This is a genomic window from Candidatus Eisenbacteria bacterium (genome assembly GCA_016930695.1).
In the GTDB taxonomy this organism is placed as follows: domain Bacteria; phylum Orphanbacterota; class Orphanbacteria; order Orphanbacterales; family Orphanbacteraceae; genus JAFGGD01.
The window spans coordinates 92,748-110,062 of sequence record JAFGGD010000023.1 but is presented as its reverse complement, the minus strand read 5'-3'; the positions used below and the strand labels follow the sequence as shown (position 1 = coordinate 110,062).

Sequence of the window (17,315 nt, the reverse complement as noted above, 5' to 3'; positions counted from 1 at the left end):
CTTATCCACGAGTACTTAAACGGATGGTTTCCGAAATTGGGTTTATGGAGCGGACGAGTTGTTTACCTAGACACCCATGCTGGTCGTGGTGAACACGCGCAGGGACAGATAGGATCGCCTGTTGTCGCGCTTGAAACGCTGCTTCGACATCAATTCCGTGATCGGATTCTTGAGCATAGCGAAGTGAAGTTCATGTTCATCGAGCATGATGCGGATAACGTTGATGTATTGAAGCGAAAAGCATCAGCGTTAGGAGATCTCCCGGACCGTGTTTGTGTAACAGTGAGTGCAGAAGACTGTTACACACAAATTGAAGCGATGCTACAGCGACTAGAATATTGCGGTAAGCGCATTGCTCCCGCTTTTGCCTTTGTAGATCCATATGGATTTAATGTCCCTGGCGCGTTACTTTCCCGCCTGTTGAGAGCGGGGCGAGTCGAACTGTTTGTGAATGTGATATGGCGAGAGTTGGATATGGCGATCTCCGGTGAATTGGTGAATCCCGGCAGTAGGATGTCGGAAACACTGGACTTGATCTTTGACGGTGACCGCTGGAGACAAATTGACCCGAGTCGGAACTTCGACGAACGTGCTGATCAAACGATCGACTTACTTAAGGATGTCTATGGTGCTGAGTGGGTGACGTCTGTTAGGATGTTAGGCAAGAATAACGCAACTCGGTATATTCTGGCTCATTTTACAAACCATGATGGTGGCCGTGACTTGATGAAGGAATGTGTTTGGAAGATATGTCCGGAAGGCGGTTTCTATGCAAGAAGATCCGACAATCCGAACCAAACACGGCTTATCGTTCCGGAGCCTGATTTGGCGCCCCTAGGAAGATGGTTGCGATCCAAACTTAAAAATGGACCTCGACGGTGGTCGGAATTGACAGATGCCCTGCGGAGTGAGTTGTGGCTCAATAAGCATCTTTCCTTGGTAGTCCGGGAATTCCGGAAGGACAAGAGAATTGTTGCGACCGCCTACAAAGGCCGATTTTCAAAGAAGGCAGACCCCCTCCTCTCTTTGACGGAGGAATAAATATGGCTGGAATGAGCAAGATCGAGTGGACTGAAGCTACTTGGAATCCTGTTACGGGATGCACAAAAATAAGCTCGGGATGTAAGCACTGTTACGCAGAAACAATGGCGAAGCGTTTGAAAGCAATGGGAAACCCTCGTTATGCAAGAGGTTTCACTCCTGTTCTACACTACGATTTAGTCGAACATCCACTGCACTGGAAAAAGCCTCGCACCATTTTTGTAAATTCCATGAGTGATTTATTCCACGACGATGTTCCAGATTCCTTCATTGGGTCGATATTTAAAACAATGGGTGAAGCAAGCTGGCACCGCTTTCAAATATTAACAAAACGATCGGCTCGGTTGCGCGAAGTGGCGCCAAGTCTTCCTTGGCATTCAAATATCTGGATGGGTGTCTCTGTCGAGGATAGACTTACAAAACACAGAATCGAGGATTTGCGCGCCACTCCTGCACCCATAAAATTCCTATCTCTAGAGCCACTCCTAGAGGATCTTGGGCACCTTGATTTGTCCGGGATCGCATGGATTATCGTTGGAGGAGAATCTGGCCCGGGTGCGCGCCCGATGGACCCTCTGTGGGTTAGAAGAATACGTGATATTTGCTCCCAGTCCGATACGCCCTTCTTCTTCAAGCAATGGGGTGGTGTAGTAAAGAAAAAAACTGGGCGTAACCTCGATGGACGTACTTGGGATGGTATGCCAGACGAAGCCTTGACAATCGCATCAACTTAGGCTTGGTGTTGGCTGGCAATCGATTTAGTTAAAAAAAGAAAAGGCCGCCGGATCGCTCCGGCGGCCTTCATCGTTTCGTGTCCGAGCCGAGCCTACTCAAGAACGTGGATGTTCTTTTTGGCGCAGATGTCTTTCAGCTGCTGCGGCCAGATGGTGACGGTCACCTCGCCCAGATGGGCGGTCCGCAACCAGTACATGTAGGTCCGCGCCTGGCCGATGCCGCCTCCGATGCTGAGCGGGATCTCGTCGTTCAGGATCATCTTGTGGTAGGGCATCTCCAGGAAGTGCTCCTGGCCGGTGATCTTCAGCTGCTTCTTGAGCGTCTCCTTGGTGACACGGATCCCCATGGAGGTCAGCTCGTGGCGCCGCTGGGTGATCGGGTTCCAGACGAGGATGTCGCCGTTCAGGCCGTGCATCTGCTCGCCGTTCTTCACCACCGTCGGGGTGGTCCAGTCGTCGTAATCGGCGGCGCGCATCTCGTGAGGATAGCCGTCCTTCAGGGTGTGGCCGATGCCGTAGATGAAGACCGCCGGAAAGTCCTGAAGGATCGCCGTCTCCCGCTGCTTGCGCGGCAGTTCCGGGTAGCGCTCGAGGATCTCCTCGGCGTGCAGGAAGGTGAGCTTCTCCGGGATCGGCGGCCAGCCCTTCCGCAGTTCGGGGAACTTGTCGTGGACGGCGCTGCCGGACTCATAGAGGACCTTCCAGATCTTGGTCACCACGTCGGTGAGGAAGTCCAGGTTGCGGTCCGCCTCGGTGATCACTCTCTCCCAGTCCCACTGGTCGACGTAGGAGCTATGGTCGTGATCGAGGAAGTAGTCCTTGCGGACGGCGCGCATGTCGGTGTTGATCCCCTCGCCGACCTTGCACTCGAACTGCTTCAGCGCCCAGCGTTTCCACTTGGTGGCCGCCTGGACGACCTGCGCCTCCAGCCGTTTCTCCAGACCGAGGCCGCAGGGGAACTCCACCGGGGTCCGGGAGCCGTCCCGGTCCAGGTAGTCGTTCATCCCGCTGTGCTTGTCCACGATCAGAGGGACCTGCACCATCTGCAGGTTCAGCTCCCGGGACATGCCCTTCTCGATGAGGTCCTTCAGCATGTAGAGGGCCTTCATCCTCTTGCCGGGCGAGAGGACCGGCTTGTAGTCCTTGGGGAGCACCGTCTCCAGCTTCTCGTAGGTGCTGACGCCCGGCCCCGCCAGATCGTCTTTCTTGTCATACGTTTCCGCCATCGGCCTGGTCTCCTATTTCCTTTGAGATTATGGGGTTAACCTGCCTAAAAGAGGCTAACACCCGAACGCGAAAATTGGCAAGGGGAATCGGGGGAGAGGAGGATTGGGGACAGGCTCCTTCCGGGGAACCCGGGTGGAGAATCCCCCCGGATCGCATTACTTTGCTTTATTAGGGACAGTTACGTGTTTCCTCATTGTGTGACGGTTAGGAATGGCGGTCGCGGCGATTGCTCGGCCGCCCGGGCTGCGATAGGATGAACCGGCCGCGCCGGACCGGGCGGGCTGGAGGACGGATATGGGCTGGGATTACAGCGAAAAGACGAAGAAGCTCTTCATGGACGCGGTGAAGGGGGTGCCGGGGACGCACCTCGGCGAGATCGAGGACCCGGACGGTCTCGGGGAGCATGGGTCGATCGCCTGCGGCGACGCGCTCCGCTTCACGTTCCGGGTGGATCGCCACCCGTCCGATCCGACCAAGGACGTGATCGTCGAGGCGCGCTACCTCACTTTCGGTTGCACCTCCGCCATCGCCGCTTCGGAGGCGCTCTGCCGTCTCATCGAGGAGAAGAAGGTCACGCCGATCGAGGCGCTGGCGATCAAGAACCAGGACATCGTCGATTACGTGGACGGTCTCCCGGAGCAGAAGATCCATTGCTCGGTGATGGGCGCCGAGGCGCTCCAGGCGGCGGTCTTCAACTGGGCGCAGAAGCGGGGCGTGGACCTGGGCAAGCTCGGCATCGACATTCTCCCCGAGGAGCAGGACGAGGGGCGGATGGTCTGCAAGTGCTTCGGCCTCACCGAGCCGTACATCCGCCGGAAGATCAAAGAGCTGAACCTTCGTTCCATCCCGCAGATCACCAATGCGATCAAGGCGGGCGGCGCCTGCATGACGTGCCACCACACCCCGGGCGGCCTCCAGGACATTCTGGACGATGTCTGGGGGAAGGAGGAGCGTGTGGTGATTCAGTCGGGCGATTTCCCGATCCGCCGCGAGGCGGCCCCCTCCGCGTCCGGCTTCAGCGATTACCAGCTCGGCAAGATGGTCGAGAAGACCATCGACGAGGAGGTCCGCCCGACGCTCCATAAGGACGGCGGCGACATCGAGATCGTGGACATCAAAGGGACCATGGTCTACGCGCGTCTCACCGGCGCGTGCGAGACCTGCGCCATCGGCGACCGCACCCTCCATTTCGTCGTGGAGCGGGCGCTGAAGGAGAAGGTGGACGAGAGAATCCGGGTGATCGCGGTCTGACGCGGCCGGCGGCCGCGCGTCGCGCCGGGGGGATTCCGACTTGAAGACGATCTACATGGACAACAACGCCACCACACGGGTCGCCCCCGAGGTGGTCGAGGCGATCCTTCCCTTTCTGAAGGAGAACTACTTCAATCCCAGCTCCATGTACGGCCCCGCCCGCGACGCCTCCGACGCGATCGAGAACGCCCGCCGCCGGATCGCAGCGCGCCTCGGCGCCGAGGCGGACGAGATCCTCTTCACCTCCTGCGCCACGGAGAGCAACAACGCCGCCATCCGCGGCGCGCTCAAGGCCGAGCCGTCGCGGCGCCACGTCATCACCACCGCCGTGGAGCACCCGGCGGTGCTGGAAGTCGTCGCCGACCTGGAGCGCCGCGGCTTTCCGGTCACCTTCCTCCCGGTGAACCGCAAAGGGGAGATGGACGTGCGCGATTTCGTGCGCGCCCTTCGCGAGGACACGCTCCTTGTCACGGTGATGCACGCCAACAACGAGAGCGGCGTCATCTTCCCGGTGGAGGATCTCGCCCGGATCGTCAAAGAGACCGACCCGTCCATCCTCTTCCATACCGACGCCACCCAGTCGACGGGAAAGCTCCCCATCGATTGGAAGGGGAATTTCCGCCACGTGGACCTTCTCTCCTTCAGCGGGCACAAGCTGCATGCGCCGAAGGGGGTGGGCGCGCTCGTCGTCCGCCGCGGCAGCCGCTGGCGCCCCTTCCTGATCGGCGGGCACCAGGAGAGAAGCCGCCGCGCCGGCACGGAGAACGTCGCCTTCATCGCCGGCCTGGCGACGGCGCTCGACCTCGCCCTGGAGAACCGCGAAGAGGAGGTCGCCCGCCTCGAGGCGATGCGCGACCGCTTGGAGAGGGAACTGACGGCGCGGATCCCCTGGCTCGAGGTGAATGGGCAGGGGGCGGCTCGCCTGCCGAACACGCTCAACCTCGCCGTGCACTATATCGAGGGGGAGGGGATCCTCTACCAACTCGACGCGCACGGCATCTGCGCCTCCAGCGGTTCCGCCTGCACCTCGGGATCGCTGGAGCCCTCGCACGTGCTCCGCGCGATGAAGGTTCCCTTCACCGCGGTGCACGGATCGGTCCGCTTCTCCCTCAGCCGCTACAACACCGGCGAAGAGATCGACCGGGTCATCGAGGTCTTCCCCGAGATCGTACGCAATCTGCGCAAACTCTCTCCCTACTGGGATTCCGCCAAGGACCGCCCCCGCGAAGACGCCAAAGAGCGGCTCGAGGGGACGAGCCGCTCCTAGCCGACGAATGGTCTTTTCCGGATAAAGGGGGGACAGTCACAGACTATCGCGTAAAAGTAGATGAACGTCCCTATTGATCACCGCGCCAGAACGATCTTGCGCGTGACCGATGCTCCCTCGAAGGTGAGCCGGGCGAAGTAGATCCCGGAAGGGAGAAGGCCGCCGCCGTCGTTCCGGCCGTCCCAGGTCGTTTCATGGACGCCGGCGTCCATCGCGCCGCCCTCGAGTCTCGCCACCTGCTGACCGAGCGTGTTGAAGACGAGAAGGCTCGCCCGCCCCGGCCCGGGGAGGTGGAAGCGTATCGTCGTCGTCGGGTTGAAGGGATTGGGGCGGTTCGCCTCCAGACGGAGCGCCGCCGGCGGTCCGCCATCGCCTCCGCCCACGCCGGTGGAGTTCGCGTAGGCGACGACCGTCGCCGTTCCGGTCGAGGGGATGTCCACCGCCACGTCCGCCGCCGTCGCCCAGCCCAGGTCCTCCGTCTGCACCAGCGTGCCGCCGCTCACCGTCACCCCCGCCGTTCCGGGCGACAGATAAAAACGGACCCGGCCGTTCTCGAAGCCCTGGTGATGGTTGTTGATCACGTCGCAGGTGATCGAATCGGCGGTTCCGTCGTTGGGCGGAGAGAACTGCGCCCGAAGTTGATTGCCGGAGGATCCGGCGCTCAGGGTGGCGGTCGGCTGGAGCGCGCCGCCGGTGTACCGGATCAGGCGGTAGGCGCGGGCGCCGTCGCACACGTTGTCCGTCGCCAGGTTATAAGGATGGGATGTGATGCTTCCCTCGTCCCTATGGATGTGCCCATAGAGAGCCATGTCGGCGCCGAGGGAGGAGAGGTTGATCTGGTCGGAGAAGTCCATGTGATAGAAGAGGACCCGCGCCGCGCTTCCGGAGGAGGAGGCGAGGTCGTCCTCGAGCCACTCCATCTGGTCGTTGGTAAAGCTGTAGTACTTGTAGGTCGAGTAACGCCAGTTGTCATAGTTGACGTACGACTCGAGACCGGTGAAGTGGACCGGGCCGTAGTCGAAACTGTAATCCTGGGTCCGCGCCGGCGCTCCGGCGGGGGGATCGTTCAGCCGCTTCCACCCGAAGAATCGCCACCAGTCGCGTCGCGCCGTCCCATCCGACGGCGGCGTGTCGTCCCAGCCGCCGATGTCGTGGTTGCCGGAGATGACGAAGACCGGCACGTCGAAGGTCCCGAGAATCTTCTGCGTCCGTGTGTAGTAACGCTTGTCCAGGTAGTCCTCCAGCTCCCCCTCGTTGATCAGGTCGCCGGTGAAGAGGACGAACTCCGGATGGATCAGGTTGATGTCGGCGATCACCTCATGGAGGTCGGTCATCTCCGTCGTGTCCGTGTCCGCGCCGGATTCGTACCAGTATTTGTGCGTCACGAGGTGGGAATCGGCTATGTGGAGGAAGTAAAAATCGCTCCGGTAGGCGTTCAGGACGCAGACGGCGTTTCGCGTCGTGTCCGGCGCCGCGCCGTTCCCGTCCACCGCCAGATCGTACATGCCGGCGAGGTCGATCGGATCGGGAAGGACGGCCTGGAGCGTCCACCAGAGCGTGGATGCGCTATAAGAAGCGGAAGCGATCGACAGCGGGATCGCGGAGTCGTTCCGGATAAGGTGGGCGGACCATCCGGAAGCGCCCGGATCGGCGTCGCAGGAAATTTCCATCGTGTCCCCCGCCTCGACCATCGCGGGGATGTTCAGGAGAGGTTTCTGGATCAGCGTGAGCGTGTCGCCGACCGGGATGGCGTCGCGGGGCGAGTCGGGCGCGGCCTCCACCGCCGGAAAGTCGTTTCCCTCCGCCGCGGCGATCGCGGCGAGGAGCAAGATCAATGATCCGAGGGGGATCAACGCTGAAAATCGTCGGTGCATGGCGGTTCCTCTTTATGGGGGGATCGATGGATTCCATTATAACATAATAAGAAAGGCCGGAGGGGCGTTATCGGGAGAGGGGGACGTGGGCGGAGCGCATGATCTCCGTCATCCGCCGCACCGTCTCCGGGTGGTCGCGCGCCACGTCGTTCTTCTCTCCCACGTCCTTCCCCAGATCGTACAGCTCGAAGGAGCCGTCTCGGTCGTCGCGAATCCCTTTCCAGTCGTCGAGACGGACCGCCTGGACCATGTGGGGCCGGTGCATCTCCCAGTAGAAAAAGGCGGGGTCGGGTCTCGCGCCGCCGCCGAGGAGGGGGAGAAGGGAAGCGCCGTCCCCGTTCGGCGGAGCGGGAGCGCCGGCGACCTCGGCGAAAGTGGGGAGCATCTCCCAGAGCCCTCCGGTCCTTGCGCACACAGCGCCGGCGGGGATCATGCCGGGCCAGCGCGCGACGAGAGGAACGCGGATTCCCCCCTCGTAGAGCGTTCTCTTCCTCCCCTCGAAGGGGCCCCAGCTATCGAAGAAGAGGGGGTCCGATCCGCCCGCCCGCCCCGCGCCGTTGTCGCTCGTGAGCATCACGAGAGTCTTCTCGTCCAGGCCGAGCTCACGGAGCAGATCCAGAAGGCGGCCCACGTCGCGATCGATCATGTGAACCATCGCCGCGTAGGCGGCGCGCGGGGTCGGCTGCGACAGGTACTCCTTCCCGGCCGTTTGCACGTAAGGCACTTCCGGGTAGCGCCCGCGGAAGAGGCGGAGCACCTCCTCGGGGACGTCCAGGTCCGGATGGGGAAGGGTGGGGGCGAGGAGGAGGAAGAAGGGGCGGTCCCGGTTTTCGCGGACGAAGCCGAGCGCCCGTTCCACGATCCTGTCGTGGGCGTACGTCTCCGGCGGCAGTTTCACGCGTCGCCGGTTCTCCCAGAGCGATCCGGGTCGCTGGCGATGGGCGGCGCGGTGATCCAGGTAACCGAAGAATTCGTCGAAGCCGGCGAGGTCCGGCGCACCGGCGCCGTTCTCGTCGCCCAATCCCCATTTGCCGAAAACGCCGGTGGCGTAGCCCCGTTCTCTCAGCACGCCCGCGCAGGTGGGGCCCGTCTCCTGGAAGATCGGGTCGTCGTTGGTGCGGATCGAGATGTGACCGGCGTGGCGTCCGGTGAGCAGGGAGGTCCGGGAGGGGGCGCAGATCGGCGCGCCGGAGTAGAACTGGGTGAAGCGGACCCCTTCTTTCGCCATCCGGTCCGCGCGGGGCGTCTCGAAGCGTTTCTGGCCGTAGCAACCGAGGTCGCCGTAGCCGAGGTCGTCGGCGAGGACGAGCACGATGTTCGGCGGTCTTCCCGCGGCGCTCGAGGAACGGCCCGGAATGCAACCCCAGGTCAGCGCCGACGCCGCGCCGCCGAGGAGGCCGAGCAGAAAGCGGCGGCGTGTGATGGTGTCGAAATCGGGGGTCTTCAAAGCGGTTTCCTCCGCGTCGCGCGAGTCCGTGGGGCGTCGCCGCCTTCACCGCGACTATAGCACGGCCGCCGCGATGGGCAGCGGATTCCTTACCCGCGGAGGGCGCGGATCGCTCAGCGGTCGGTGTGCATTTCCCGGCGGAGCGTGGAGGCGAGGCCGCGGAAACGTTCCTCCGTGTGGCGGAAAAAGCGTTTCCAGCCGGCGCAGAGAAGGCTGAGCGCCCGGGAATCGCCGGGCCGATGCTTGAGGCAGTCGCCGGCGCAGAGGTCGAGCCATTCGCAACGGTCGCACGCCTCGTTCCATTCCCTTTTGCGCGCGGCGAAGGAGAGGCGGATGGGCGAGGAGAGCGCTTTCTCCCAGGTCGTGCGCGTCGCGTTGCCGAGGCGGAGGCCGTCACGCACGAAAAAGTCGCAGGGATAGAGGTCGCCGTTCGCTTCGACCACGAAGTAACCGCCGCAGGCGCGGTCCATGGCGCAGACGTCCGCCACGCCGAGCACCATTCGGTTCAGGATCGAATCGAAAAGGCGGATCGAAACGCGGCGGGTGTCGGCGGCGTGCCAGGCGTCGAAGAGGTCGCTGAGGAAAGCGCCCCATCCCTCCGCGGTGACGGACCAGGGGAGCGGGCGGCCGGAGCGATCGGTCTCGACGCAGGGGATGTACTGGTGGTGGCGGAAGCCGAGACGGCCGAGCTCGCGGTAGATCTCGGCGGCGCGCCCCTCGCCGTCCCGGGTGACGAGGGCGAGCGCGTTCGGCTCGGCGCCGGCGCGGCGGAGTCGCTCGACCCCCGCCAACACGGCGCGGCGCGTTCCCCGACCCTCTCGGTCGACCCGGTAGCGGTCGTGCAGATCCTCCGGACCGTCGATGCTGACGCCGACGAGAAAACGCCGCTCGGCGAGGTGGCGGGCGAGGCCGTCGGTGACGCCGGCCGCGTTCGTCTGCAGGCTGTTCTCGATCACGGCGCCGGGACGGGCGTGACGTTCCTGCAGCTCCGTCGCGCGCCGGAAAAACGCCTCGCCCATCAGCGTCGGCTCCCCCCCCTGCCAGCAAAAAGAGTGTCGCGGTTGATCCGTGGCGAGATAGGAGGAGATGACCCTCTCCAGGATCGCGTCGCTCATGCGGCGATCCGACGGGTCGGCGGGCGTGTCCGGGTTCTCTCGATAGAAGCAGTAGCGGCAGCGAAGGTCGCAATCCGCCGAGGCGGGTTTCAGAAGAAGGGAGAATGCGGTCATCGACGGCGGCCTCTCGATCGGCGCGGGGCCGGCGCGCGGCTTCTCCTCCGCGTTCGCGGCTCCCGGACCGAGCGAAGGTATCATGTCGGCGCCGCCCGCTCAAGCGGCGCTCCTCCTGCCCGCGGCTCGGCGCCCCGCGCGTTCCGCCCGCGCTCTTTTTCCTTTGCGACCGATCTCCCGCGTCCTCGTCCTTTTTGGTAGGATGGAAAGGAAGGGCCGGCTCCCCCCGGCCGGGACCGCGCCACCCATCCCCAGGAGCGGAGGATTTTGCAATGAACGATCTCACCCGGCGGGATTTTCTGAGGCGCGCAGCGGCGGTCGGGGGCGCGATGGCCCTCTCCCCGGTGGCGCTCTGGGCCGAGGAGGCGGCGAAGAAGGCCGTCCACCCCGGGCCGCTCGATCTCTGCGTGGCCCGATGGGCGGGCGATCCCGTCCCCGACGAGGAGACGGAGGCGATGGCGGCCCGTCTCACCGAGAGGGCGATCGACGCCCTCGGCGGGATGAAGCGTTTCGTCTCCCGCGGAGACGTGGTCTGGATCAAGCCGAACATCGGCTGGAATCGCGCGCCCGAGCTGGCGGCGACCACCAACCCGGCGGTGGTGGGATCGCTGGCGCGGCTCTGCCTGGACGCGGGCGCCAAGAAGGTGAAGGTAGGGGACAATCCCTGCCACCCGGCGGCGGAGGCGTACCGGAACAGCGGGATCGAGGGGGCGGCGCGGGCGGCCGGCGCGGAGACGGTCTTCCTCGACGAGGACCGTTTCCGCGAGGTGAAGATCGGCGGAGATCGTCTCGAGAAGTGGCCGGTCTACCCCGAGATTCTCGAGGCGGACCTGGTGATCAACGTCCCCATCGCCAAGCATCACGGCCTCTCGCAGGCCACGCTCTGCATGAAAAACTACATGGGGATCGTCGGGGGGCGGCGGAACGCCTGGCATCAGGACCTGCCCGCCTGCCTCACCGATATCACCGCCTTCATGAAGCCCCGCCTCTGCGTGCTCGACGCGGTGCGTATCCTGACCAATAACGGGCCGACCGGCGGCAACCCGAAGGACGTGAAAAGGACGGACACCGTCGCCGCCGGCGTGGATGTCGTCGCCCTCGACGCCTTCGGCGCCGAACTGCTCGGCCATCGCCCGGACCGTCTCCTGACGGTGCAGGCGGGCTTCCGTGCCGGCCTGGGCGATATCGACTGGAGGGCTTCCGTGCTGGAGGAGATCGGGGTCTCGTGAGCGCCCGCGCCCGCGCCCGAAAGATCATTTGGATCCGAAGGATCGTCCAGGCGGCGTTCTTCGTCCTCTTCGCGTGGCTTCTTCTGGGAACGCGCGCGTCCGAAGGCGCTCCGGCGCCGGGTCGCCTGCGGTTCTTTTTCGACCTGGACCCTCTCGTCCAGATCGCCACCGTTCTCTCCTCCCGATCGCTCGCCGCCTTCGCGTTCCCGGCGCTGATCACCCTGGTGGTCACGGTCCTTCTGGGGCGGGTCTTCTGTGGATGGGTCTGTCCCTTCGGCGCGCTCCACAACGCGGTGGGATGGCTCGGCCGGCGTTTCCGGCGGCGACCCGCGCCGGCGGGGGAGCGCTTCTCCCGCTGGCAGCGCGCCAAGTACTACGTCCTTTTCGGTTTATTGGCGGCGGCGCTCCTCGGCGCGGGATGGGTCGGCGTGCTCGATCCCTTCTCCATGCTCTACCGGAGCACCGTCACCACCGTTCTCCCCGCGCTGCAGTACGCCGTCGCGGACGGCTCCACCGCCGTCTACCGGGCGGATCCGCGCGCCGGGCCGCTCCACCTGACGTCGATCACCGAACCGGCTTATCGCTTCATGCGGGACGGCGTCTTCGTCGCCGCACGGCAGGTTTTCACCGGCGGCGGCCTGATCTTTCTCCTCTTTCTGGGCGCGCTGCTCGCCAATCTCGTTCGCCCCCGTTTCTGGTGCCGCTATCTCTGTCCCCTCGGCGCGCTGCTCGGCCTCGTCGCGCGTCGACCGGCGCTCCGCCTCGTCTCCGACGAGAAAGCGTGCGTCGCCTGCGGCCGATGCGCCGCGGCCTGCCCCGCGGCGGCCGAGCCGGACCGGATGGGCGGCTGGCGCGCCTCCGAGTGCTACGGCTGTTGGAACTGCGTCGGCGCGTGCGCCCCCGGCGCGATCGACTTCCGCTTCGGCATTCCCTTCCGCCCCTTCCCCTCGGCGGGAACGGATCTCGGCCGGCGGGCGGCGCTGGCGTCTCTCGCGGGCGGGGCCGGCGCCTTTCTCACGCTGCGGCTCCCGCCGCAGGCCCAGGGGAAAACCTTCAACCCCGAACTGATCCGTCCGCCCGGCGCGCGCGCGGAGAGGGAATTTCTGCAACGCTGCGTGCAGTGCGGGCTCTGCATGAAGATCTGCCCGACGAACGCGCTCCAGCCGACGCTGTTCGAGGCGGGCCTCGAGGGGATCTGGACGCCGCGCCTTGTGCCGCGAATCGGTTACTGCGAATACGAGTGCTTCCGCTGCGGGCACGTCTGCCCCACCGGGGCGATCCGCCCTCTCGCCGCGGAGGAGAAAAAGGAAACCAAGATCGGCCTCGCCGCCATCGACACCACCCGCTGTCTCCCCTACGCCTATGGCAAGAACTGCATCGTCTGCGAAGAGCACTGCCCTCTTCCGGAGAAGGCGATCTGGTTCGTCGAGGCGGAGGTCCCCCAGCGGGACGGATCGACGCGGATCCTGAAGCAGCCGAAGGTCGACCCGGACCTCTGTATCGGCTGCGGCATCTGCGAGGCGAAGTGCCCCTTCACCGACCGTCCCGCCATCCGCGTCACCAGCGCCAACGAGACGCGGCACCCGGAGAATCAACCGATCCTCCCCGGCGAGTCCGGCTTCGATTGGGGGGCGGGGGGCGGCGCCTACGGCGGGGACTGATCCGCCCCGCGAGGACCGGACACCGACGCCCCGATCGGTTACAATCGGATAAACGTGAGCCCACACGACCCTTCGACCCGACGATCTGGGGGAATCGACATGGCCTACGATTCGATGAACGCGCTCTGGAACGTGAGCCGCAGGCGTTTCCTGCAGGCCGCCGGCGCGGTGGGCGCCGGGCTGGTGCTCGGCAATCCGCTCGCCTGGGCGGAGGGGAAGAAGGAAGCGGACGGCCGCACCCGCACGAACGTGGACGACGCGCTCGCCGTGCCTCGGACGGATCACTCCCTCCCCGGTCCTTTCCCGGGACGGGTCGTGGAAGTACACGATCCCGCCGCCATGCCGGGCGGCTCGCCCGACCCCGCGACGGTGGAGGCGATGTTCGGCCGTGGGATCCAGGCGCTCACGCGGCGCAACCTCCGGGACTCTTTCCATCTCTTCTTCGATAGGACCGACACGGTCGGCATCAAGGTGAACCCGGTCGGCGCCGGGCTGATCAGCACCCGCCTCGAGCTGGTGGACGCGATCATCGCCTGGCTCGTCGCCCACGGCATCCGCCGGAACAAGATCGTCATCTGGGACCGTTTCGACTCGATGCTCGCCGAGGCGGGCTTCACGCCGAAGCGTTATCCCGGCATCCGGATCGAGGGACTGCAGACGATGGACGAGGCGGCCTTCACCGGCGAGGCGAAGGACGACAGCGGCTGGTTGAACGCCGACGGTCTTCACGTCAGCGCCCGCCGGTTCGATCCCGACGTCTACTACTGGGCGGACGTCGAGGGCCCGGAGGACAAGAATTACCTGAATCAGCACGTCTTCAACGGCCGGAAATCCCCCTTCGGCCGGCTGGTGACCCGGGACCTCACCAAGATCATCAACGTGCCGGTCTTCAAGAACACGGGGAACGGCGTCTCCATGGCGACCAAGAACCTCGGCTACGGCGCGATCTGCAACACCGGCCGCCTTCACCAGCCGCTCTTCTTCGATGTCTGCACCGAGGTGCTCGCCTTCCCGGCGATCCGCGACAAACTGGTGCTGAACGTGATGGACGGCCTCCGAGGACAGTACGACGGCGGACCGATGCCGGTGGCGGACAAGGCGTTCGTCCACAACCGGATCTACCTCGCCACCGATCCCTTCGCCATGGACCGGGTGGGACACGATCAGATGGTGGCGAAGAGGAAGGAGATGGGGGTTCGCGTGAACGAGCACCCCAAATACTCCGAGTATCTCCATTACGCCGAGAGGCTCGGCCTCGGCGTCGCCGACCCGTCCCGCATCGAACATGTGGTGGTGTAGATGAGACGATCCGTGAAACTCGCGCTCGGCGCGGCCGCGGCGCTGGCCGCCCTCTCCCTTCTGCGCGCCGAAGGGCCTCTCCCCGAAGGCGTCCGCAAAACGGACGAGGATCTCCGCTTCACCGGTCAGGACCTCTTCGGCCACATCAACGGGGGCGCGGAGGTGTTTTACGAGTATGGTTTCCGCGATCTGCTCGTGGAGCGCTATGCCGCGGGCGACAAGAAGCTGAACGTGGAAACCTATCGGATGGAGTCGCCCGAGGCGGCGCTCGCCATCTATCTGCTTCTCCGCGGCGAGGAGACCCCCATCGAGGGATTGGGGGCGCGCAACTCGGCGAACCCCTACCAGATCAGCGCCGTCAAGGGGAGCCGTTTTCTGCAGGTGAACATCTTCAGCGGCGACGAGGCGCTTCTCCCGGTCGCGGCGGAGTTGGCCCGGCGCGCCCTGGCGTCCGCACCGGAGGAGAAGGAGCCGGCGGACCTCCTGGGCCGCCTCCCCGAGGAGGGGCGCGTCCCCGGCACGGAGATGCTCGTCCGCGGTCCCTACACGCTGCAGAGGATCTATCTGTTCGGCGACGGGGACATCCTGCGGCTCGGCGGCCGTATCTACGGCGTCGCCGCCCGGTACGAGGAGTCGGAGGGAGACACCGCGGTCTACGACCGGATCCTGATCGATTATCCCGGCGAGGAGGAGGCGCGCGCCGCTTTTCGGAATCTGGCGGACCGTCTCGACCCGTATCTCGAGATCGTCCGGGAGGAGGAGGGCTTCCTCGTTTTCCGCGACTACAAGGACGAGTACGGCTCCGCCGCCTTGGGCGGGATCCGCATCGAACTCCGCACCGGGCTCTCCGCGGCGCCCCCGGCGAGAACGCCATCTCCTATCTTGCAGAAATAGAAGCCGTTAGGGGGTTTTCCCTCTTGGAGGCTTCGCGGGAATTAATATGTTCTTAACGTGCCCGCGCCCGGCGGGGAATGATAGGATCGGCGGGGCGGATTACCCGGCCGGGATCGATCGCGGAGGCGCCCGTCACACGGCGCCCGCAGGAGACACCGGACCTCGAACCTGGGACGGACGGTCTTCCACGAAGGGGACGGCCGGATCGATCCGATGGATGGAGACGGAGCCCGCATGGAGATTCCCGCAGCGGAGCATCATCGCGCCGAACCTTGGCGTTCCATCTTCCCGCCCGTCTTTTTTCTGTGCGCGCTTTATCTCTTCCTCGCCAGCATCGACCTGATGAGCGTCGCCTTCAAGCTCGCCGGGAAAGAGTTCGCCGAACATCTTCTGCACACGACATCCGACCCGCTGGCGGCGTTGCTCATCGGTTTTCTCTCCACCGCCATCGTACAGAGTTCCTCCTCGACGACCTCCATCGCCGTCGGTCTCGTCGCGGCGGGCACCCTGCCCCTCCGCCTCGCCGTGCCGATCATCATGGGCGCCAACATCGGCACCACGGTGACCAACACCATCGTCTCCATCGGGCACGTCACCCGCCGGGGCGAGTTCAGAAGGGCCTTCGCCGCCGCCACGGTTCATGACTTCTTCAACATACTGGCGGTGCTCGTCATCTTCCCCATCGAGATGCTCTGGCATCCGGTGGAGCGGACGGCGTTGTTCCTGGAAAAAATCTTCGAGGGTTTCGGGGGCATCCACATGGTGAGCCCCCTGAAGGCGGTCGTTCGCCCGGTTACGGAGGGACTCGCCGGCGTTTTCCCGCACACGATTCTTCTCCTCATTATCGCCCTGATCGCCCTCTTCTTCTCCCTCTCCCAGATGGTCCGCATCATGCGGGGATTCGTCTTCGCCCGGGTGGAGGGATTCTTCGACAGGGTCCTCTTCCGGAACGATGCCGCCGGTTTCCTTCTCGGCTGGCTGCTGACCGCCACGGTGCAGAGCAGCTCCGCCACCACCTCCCTCGTGGTCCCCCTGGCCGGCACGGGCGTTCTCTCCCTGAGGAAGATCTTTCCCTACACCCTCGGCGCGAACCTGGGGACCACGATCACCGCCATTCTGGCGTCCTTCGCCACAGGGAATCCCGTGGCGATCACCGTCGCTTTCTCTCACATGGTGTTCAACATAATGGGGATGCTCATATTTTATCCGGGAAAGGCCGTTCCCCTGTGGATGGCCCGGAAGGCGGGGGATCTCGCCTCCCGGTCGGGAAGAAGCGCGATCATCATCATCGTTTTTTACGCTTGTCTCGTTCTGGTGCCTCTGTTTTACGTCATCGCCCGGGTGAGATCGGGGGGATAGGAAGAAATGGTGTGGAAGAAACTGCTCGGTCTTTTCGAAAAGGACAGTCTTTGCGAAGAGGCATATCGAGAATGCTTGGTCATGCTCCGCGACTCGAAGAGCATGTTCGACGACGCGGTCGCCTCGCTCTGGACCCATGGAACGCCCGAGGTGGACATCTATAAACGGGACCGGAGGATCAACCGTTTCGAGCGCAAGGTGCGCCGGGACATCGTGACTCACCTCGCCGTAAACTCCAATCCGGACATCACCGGCGCGCTGGTGCTCACCGCCATCGTCATCGACATCGAGAGGCTGGGCGATTACGCGAAAAACATCGTCGAGCTGGCCTCGGCCCATCCCAAAGTCTTTCACGGCGGCGAGTTGGAGGGCGAGATCAAGGAGATCGAGGCGACGGTCACGCGGCTCTTCGAGAACATCCCGGGGGCGCTGGCGAGTTCCGACGCGGACAAGGCGCGACAGATCATCGGTGATCATCAGATGGTGGCGGACCGGATCGAGGATCTGGTCCAGGACCTGATCGCCGGGAAGGTGATGGCCCGCGACTCCGGCGAGGCGGTCACGGCGGCTCTCTACCTCCGTTATCTGAAGCGGATCAGCGCGCACCTGAAGAACGTGGCGACCAGCGTCGTGAACCCCTACTACCGGATCGGCTTCCGGGAGAAAACGAATCCCGACGACGAACCGGAAAAGATCGAAAACGACGGGGACGAATAAGCCGGACGGCGGCGCGCGCCGCCGCAAGAGGGTCGCCCTTTCGTGTGTGTGCCGACGGCGAGGGGGGCGGGCCGCGCTTCGCCCGC

The 17,315-nt window shown here is 64.4% G+C and carries 14 protein-coding genes; 10 read left to right on the top strand and 4 right to left on the bottom strand.

What is annotated here, in order from left to right:
* Window positions 1-1,041: three-Cys-motif partner protein TcmP (gene tcmP / locus JW958_04145; protein MBN1825435.1), on the top strand; the 1,041-nt coding region annotated here is incomplete at its 5' end.
* 2 nt (window positions 1,042-1,043) lie between these two features.
* The gene (locus tag JW958_04140; protein MBN1825434.1) at window positions 1,044-1,775 is read left to right on the top strand and encodes a phage Gp37/Gp68 family protein; all 732 of its coding nucleotides are present in this window, start codon (window positions 1,044-1,046) and stop codon (window positions 1,773-1,775) included.
* Between the two features lie 92 nt (window positions 1,776-1,867).
* On the opposite strand, the gene JW958_04135 is transcribed toward JW958_04140, so the two are convergent.
* On the bottom strand, window positions 1,868-3,001 hold the full coding sequence (locus JW958_04135; protein MBN1825433.1) for an aspartate--ammonia ligase: 1,134 nt from the start codon (window positions 2,999-3,001) through the stop codon (window positions 1,868-1,870).
* A 295-nt stretch (window positions 3,002-3,296) separates the two neighbouring features.
* Between JW958_04135 and JW958_04130 the strand changes: the two genes are divergently transcribed.
* Entirely contained in the window at window positions 3,297-4,253 is a 957-nt protein-coding gene (locus JW958_04130; protein ID MBN1825432.1) for an iron-sulfur cluster assembly scaffold protein, read from the top strand.
* Window positions 4,254-4,293: 40 nt separating this feature from the next.
* Entirely contained in the window at window positions 4,294-5,520 is a 1,227-nt protein-coding gene (nifS, locus tag JW958_04125) for a cysteine desulfurase NifS (protein MBN1825431.1), read from the top strand.
* A 77-nt stretch (window positions 5,521-5,597) separates the two neighbouring features.
* Here the strand turns inward: nifS and JW958_04120 are convergent, their stop codons facing one another.
* The 3 genes from JW958_04120 to JW958_04110 form a co-directional block, all read right to left on the bottom strand.
* Window positions 5,598-7,394 (bottom strand): metallophosphoesterase, encoded by a 1,797-nt coding sequence (locus JW958_04120; GenBank protein MBN1825430.1) that lies wholly within the window; start codon window positions 7,392-7,394, stop codon window positions 5,598-5,600.
* Between the two features lie 67 nt (window positions 7,395-7,461).
* The gene (locus JW958_04115) at window positions 7,462-8,841 is read right to left on the bottom strand and encodes an arylsulfatase (GenBank protein MBN1825429.1); all 1,380 of its coding nucleotides are present in this window, start codon (window positions 8,839-8,841) and stop codon (window positions 7,462-7,464) included.
* A 113-nt stretch (window positions 8,842-8,954) separates the two neighbouring features.
* Window positions 8,955-10,070, bottom strand: a complete 1,116-nt coding sequence (locus JW958_04110; GenBank protein MBN1825428.1) for an anaerobic sulfatase maturase — start codon at window positions 10,068-10,070, stop codon at window positions 8,955-8,957.
* A 272-nt stretch (window positions 10,071-10,342) separates the two neighbouring features.
* Here JW958_04110 and JW958_04105 point away from each other — a divergent pair, with 272 nt between their 5' ends.
* The 6 genes from JW958_04105 to JW958_04080 all read left to right on the top strand — a co-directional run bounded on the left by JW958_04105 (window position 10,343) and on the right by JW958_04080 (window position 17,229).
* A complete protein-coding gene (locus tag JW958_04105; GenBank protein MBN1825427.1) occupies window positions 10,343-11,299 on the top strand; it encodes a DUF362 domain-containing protein in 957 nt (318 codons plus the stop codon).
* Window positions 11,296-12,960 (top strand): 4Fe-4S binding protein, encoded by a 1,665-nt coding sequence (locus JW958_04100; GenBank protein MBN1825426.1) that lies wholly within the window; start codon window positions 11,296-11,298, stop codon window positions 12,958-12,960. Before JW958_04105 ends, JW958_04100 begins: the two co-directional genes overlap by 4 nt.
* 114 nt (window positions 12,961-13,074) lie before the next feature.
* Entirely contained in the window at window positions 13,075-14,259 is a 1,185-nt protein-coding gene (locus tag JW958_04095; protein ID MBN1825425.1) for a DUF362 domain-containing protein, read from the top strand.
* Complete coding sequence (locus JW958_04090; GenBank protein ID MBN1825424.1) at window positions 14,260-15,153, top strand: hypothetical protein; 894 nt, start codon at window positions 14,260-14,262, stop codon at window positions 15,151-15,153.
* 234 nt (window positions 15,154-15,387) lie between these two features.
* Window positions 15,388-16,512 carry a Na/Pi symporter gene (locus tag JW958_04085; protein ID MBN1825423.1) on the top strand — a complete coding sequence of 375 codons (1,125 nt, stop codon included), beginning with the start codon at window positions 15,388-15,390 and terminating at the stop codon, window positions 16,510-16,512.
* A gap of 6 nt (window positions 16,513-16,518) precedes the next feature.
* On the top strand, window positions 16,519-17,229 hold the full coding sequence (locus JW958_04080) for a phosphate uptake regulator PhoU (protein MBN1825422.1): 711 nt from the start codon (window positions 16,519-16,521) through the stop codon (window positions 17,227-17,229).
* The last annotated feature ends 86 nt before the right edge of the window (window positions 17,230-17,315 follow it).

Excerpts from the sequence above, each read along its gene's own strand:
- JW958_04140 (MBN1825434.1), top strand. The coding sequence starts at position 1,044 with ATGGCTGGAATGAGCAAGATCGAGTGGACTGAAGCTACTTGGAATCCT.
- JW958_04135 (MBN1825433.1), bottom strand. The coding sequence starts at position 3,001 with ATGGCGGAAACGTATGACAAGAAAGACGATCTGGCGGGGCCGGGCGTC.
- JW958_04130 (MBN1825432.1), top strand. The coding sequence starts at position 3,297 with ATGGGCTGGGATTACAGCGAAAAGACGAAGAAGCTCTTCATGGACGCG.
- JW958_04120 (MBN1825430.1), bottom strand. The coding sequence starts at position 7,394 with ATGCACCGACGATTTTCAGCGTTGATCCCCCTCGGATCATTGATCTTG.
- JW958_04110 (MBN1825428.1), bottom strand. The coding sequence starts at position 10,070 with ATGACCGCATTCTCCCTTCTTCTGAAACCCGCCTCGGCGGATTGCGAC.
- JW958_04105 (MBN1825427.1), top strand. The coding sequence starts at position 10,343 with ATGAACGATCTCACCCGGCGGGATTTTCTGAGGCGCGCAGCGGCGGTC.
- JW958_04095 (MBN1825425.1), top strand. The coding sequence starts at position 13,075 with ATGAACGCGCTCTGGAACGTGAGCCGCAGGCGTTTCCTGCAGGCCGCC.
- JW958_04090 (MBN1825424.1), top strand. The coding sequence starts at position 14,260 with ATGAGACGATCCGTGAAACTCGCGCTCGGCGCGGCCGCGGCGCTGGCC.
- JW958_04085 (MBN1825423.1), top strand. The coding sequence starts at position 15,388 with ATGGAGATTCCCGCAGCGGAGCATCATCGCGCCGAACCTTGGCGTTCC.
- JW958_04080 (MBN1825422.1), top strand. The coding sequence starts at position 16,519 with ATGGTGTGGAAGAAACTGCTCGGTCTTTTCGAAAAGGACAGTCTTTGC.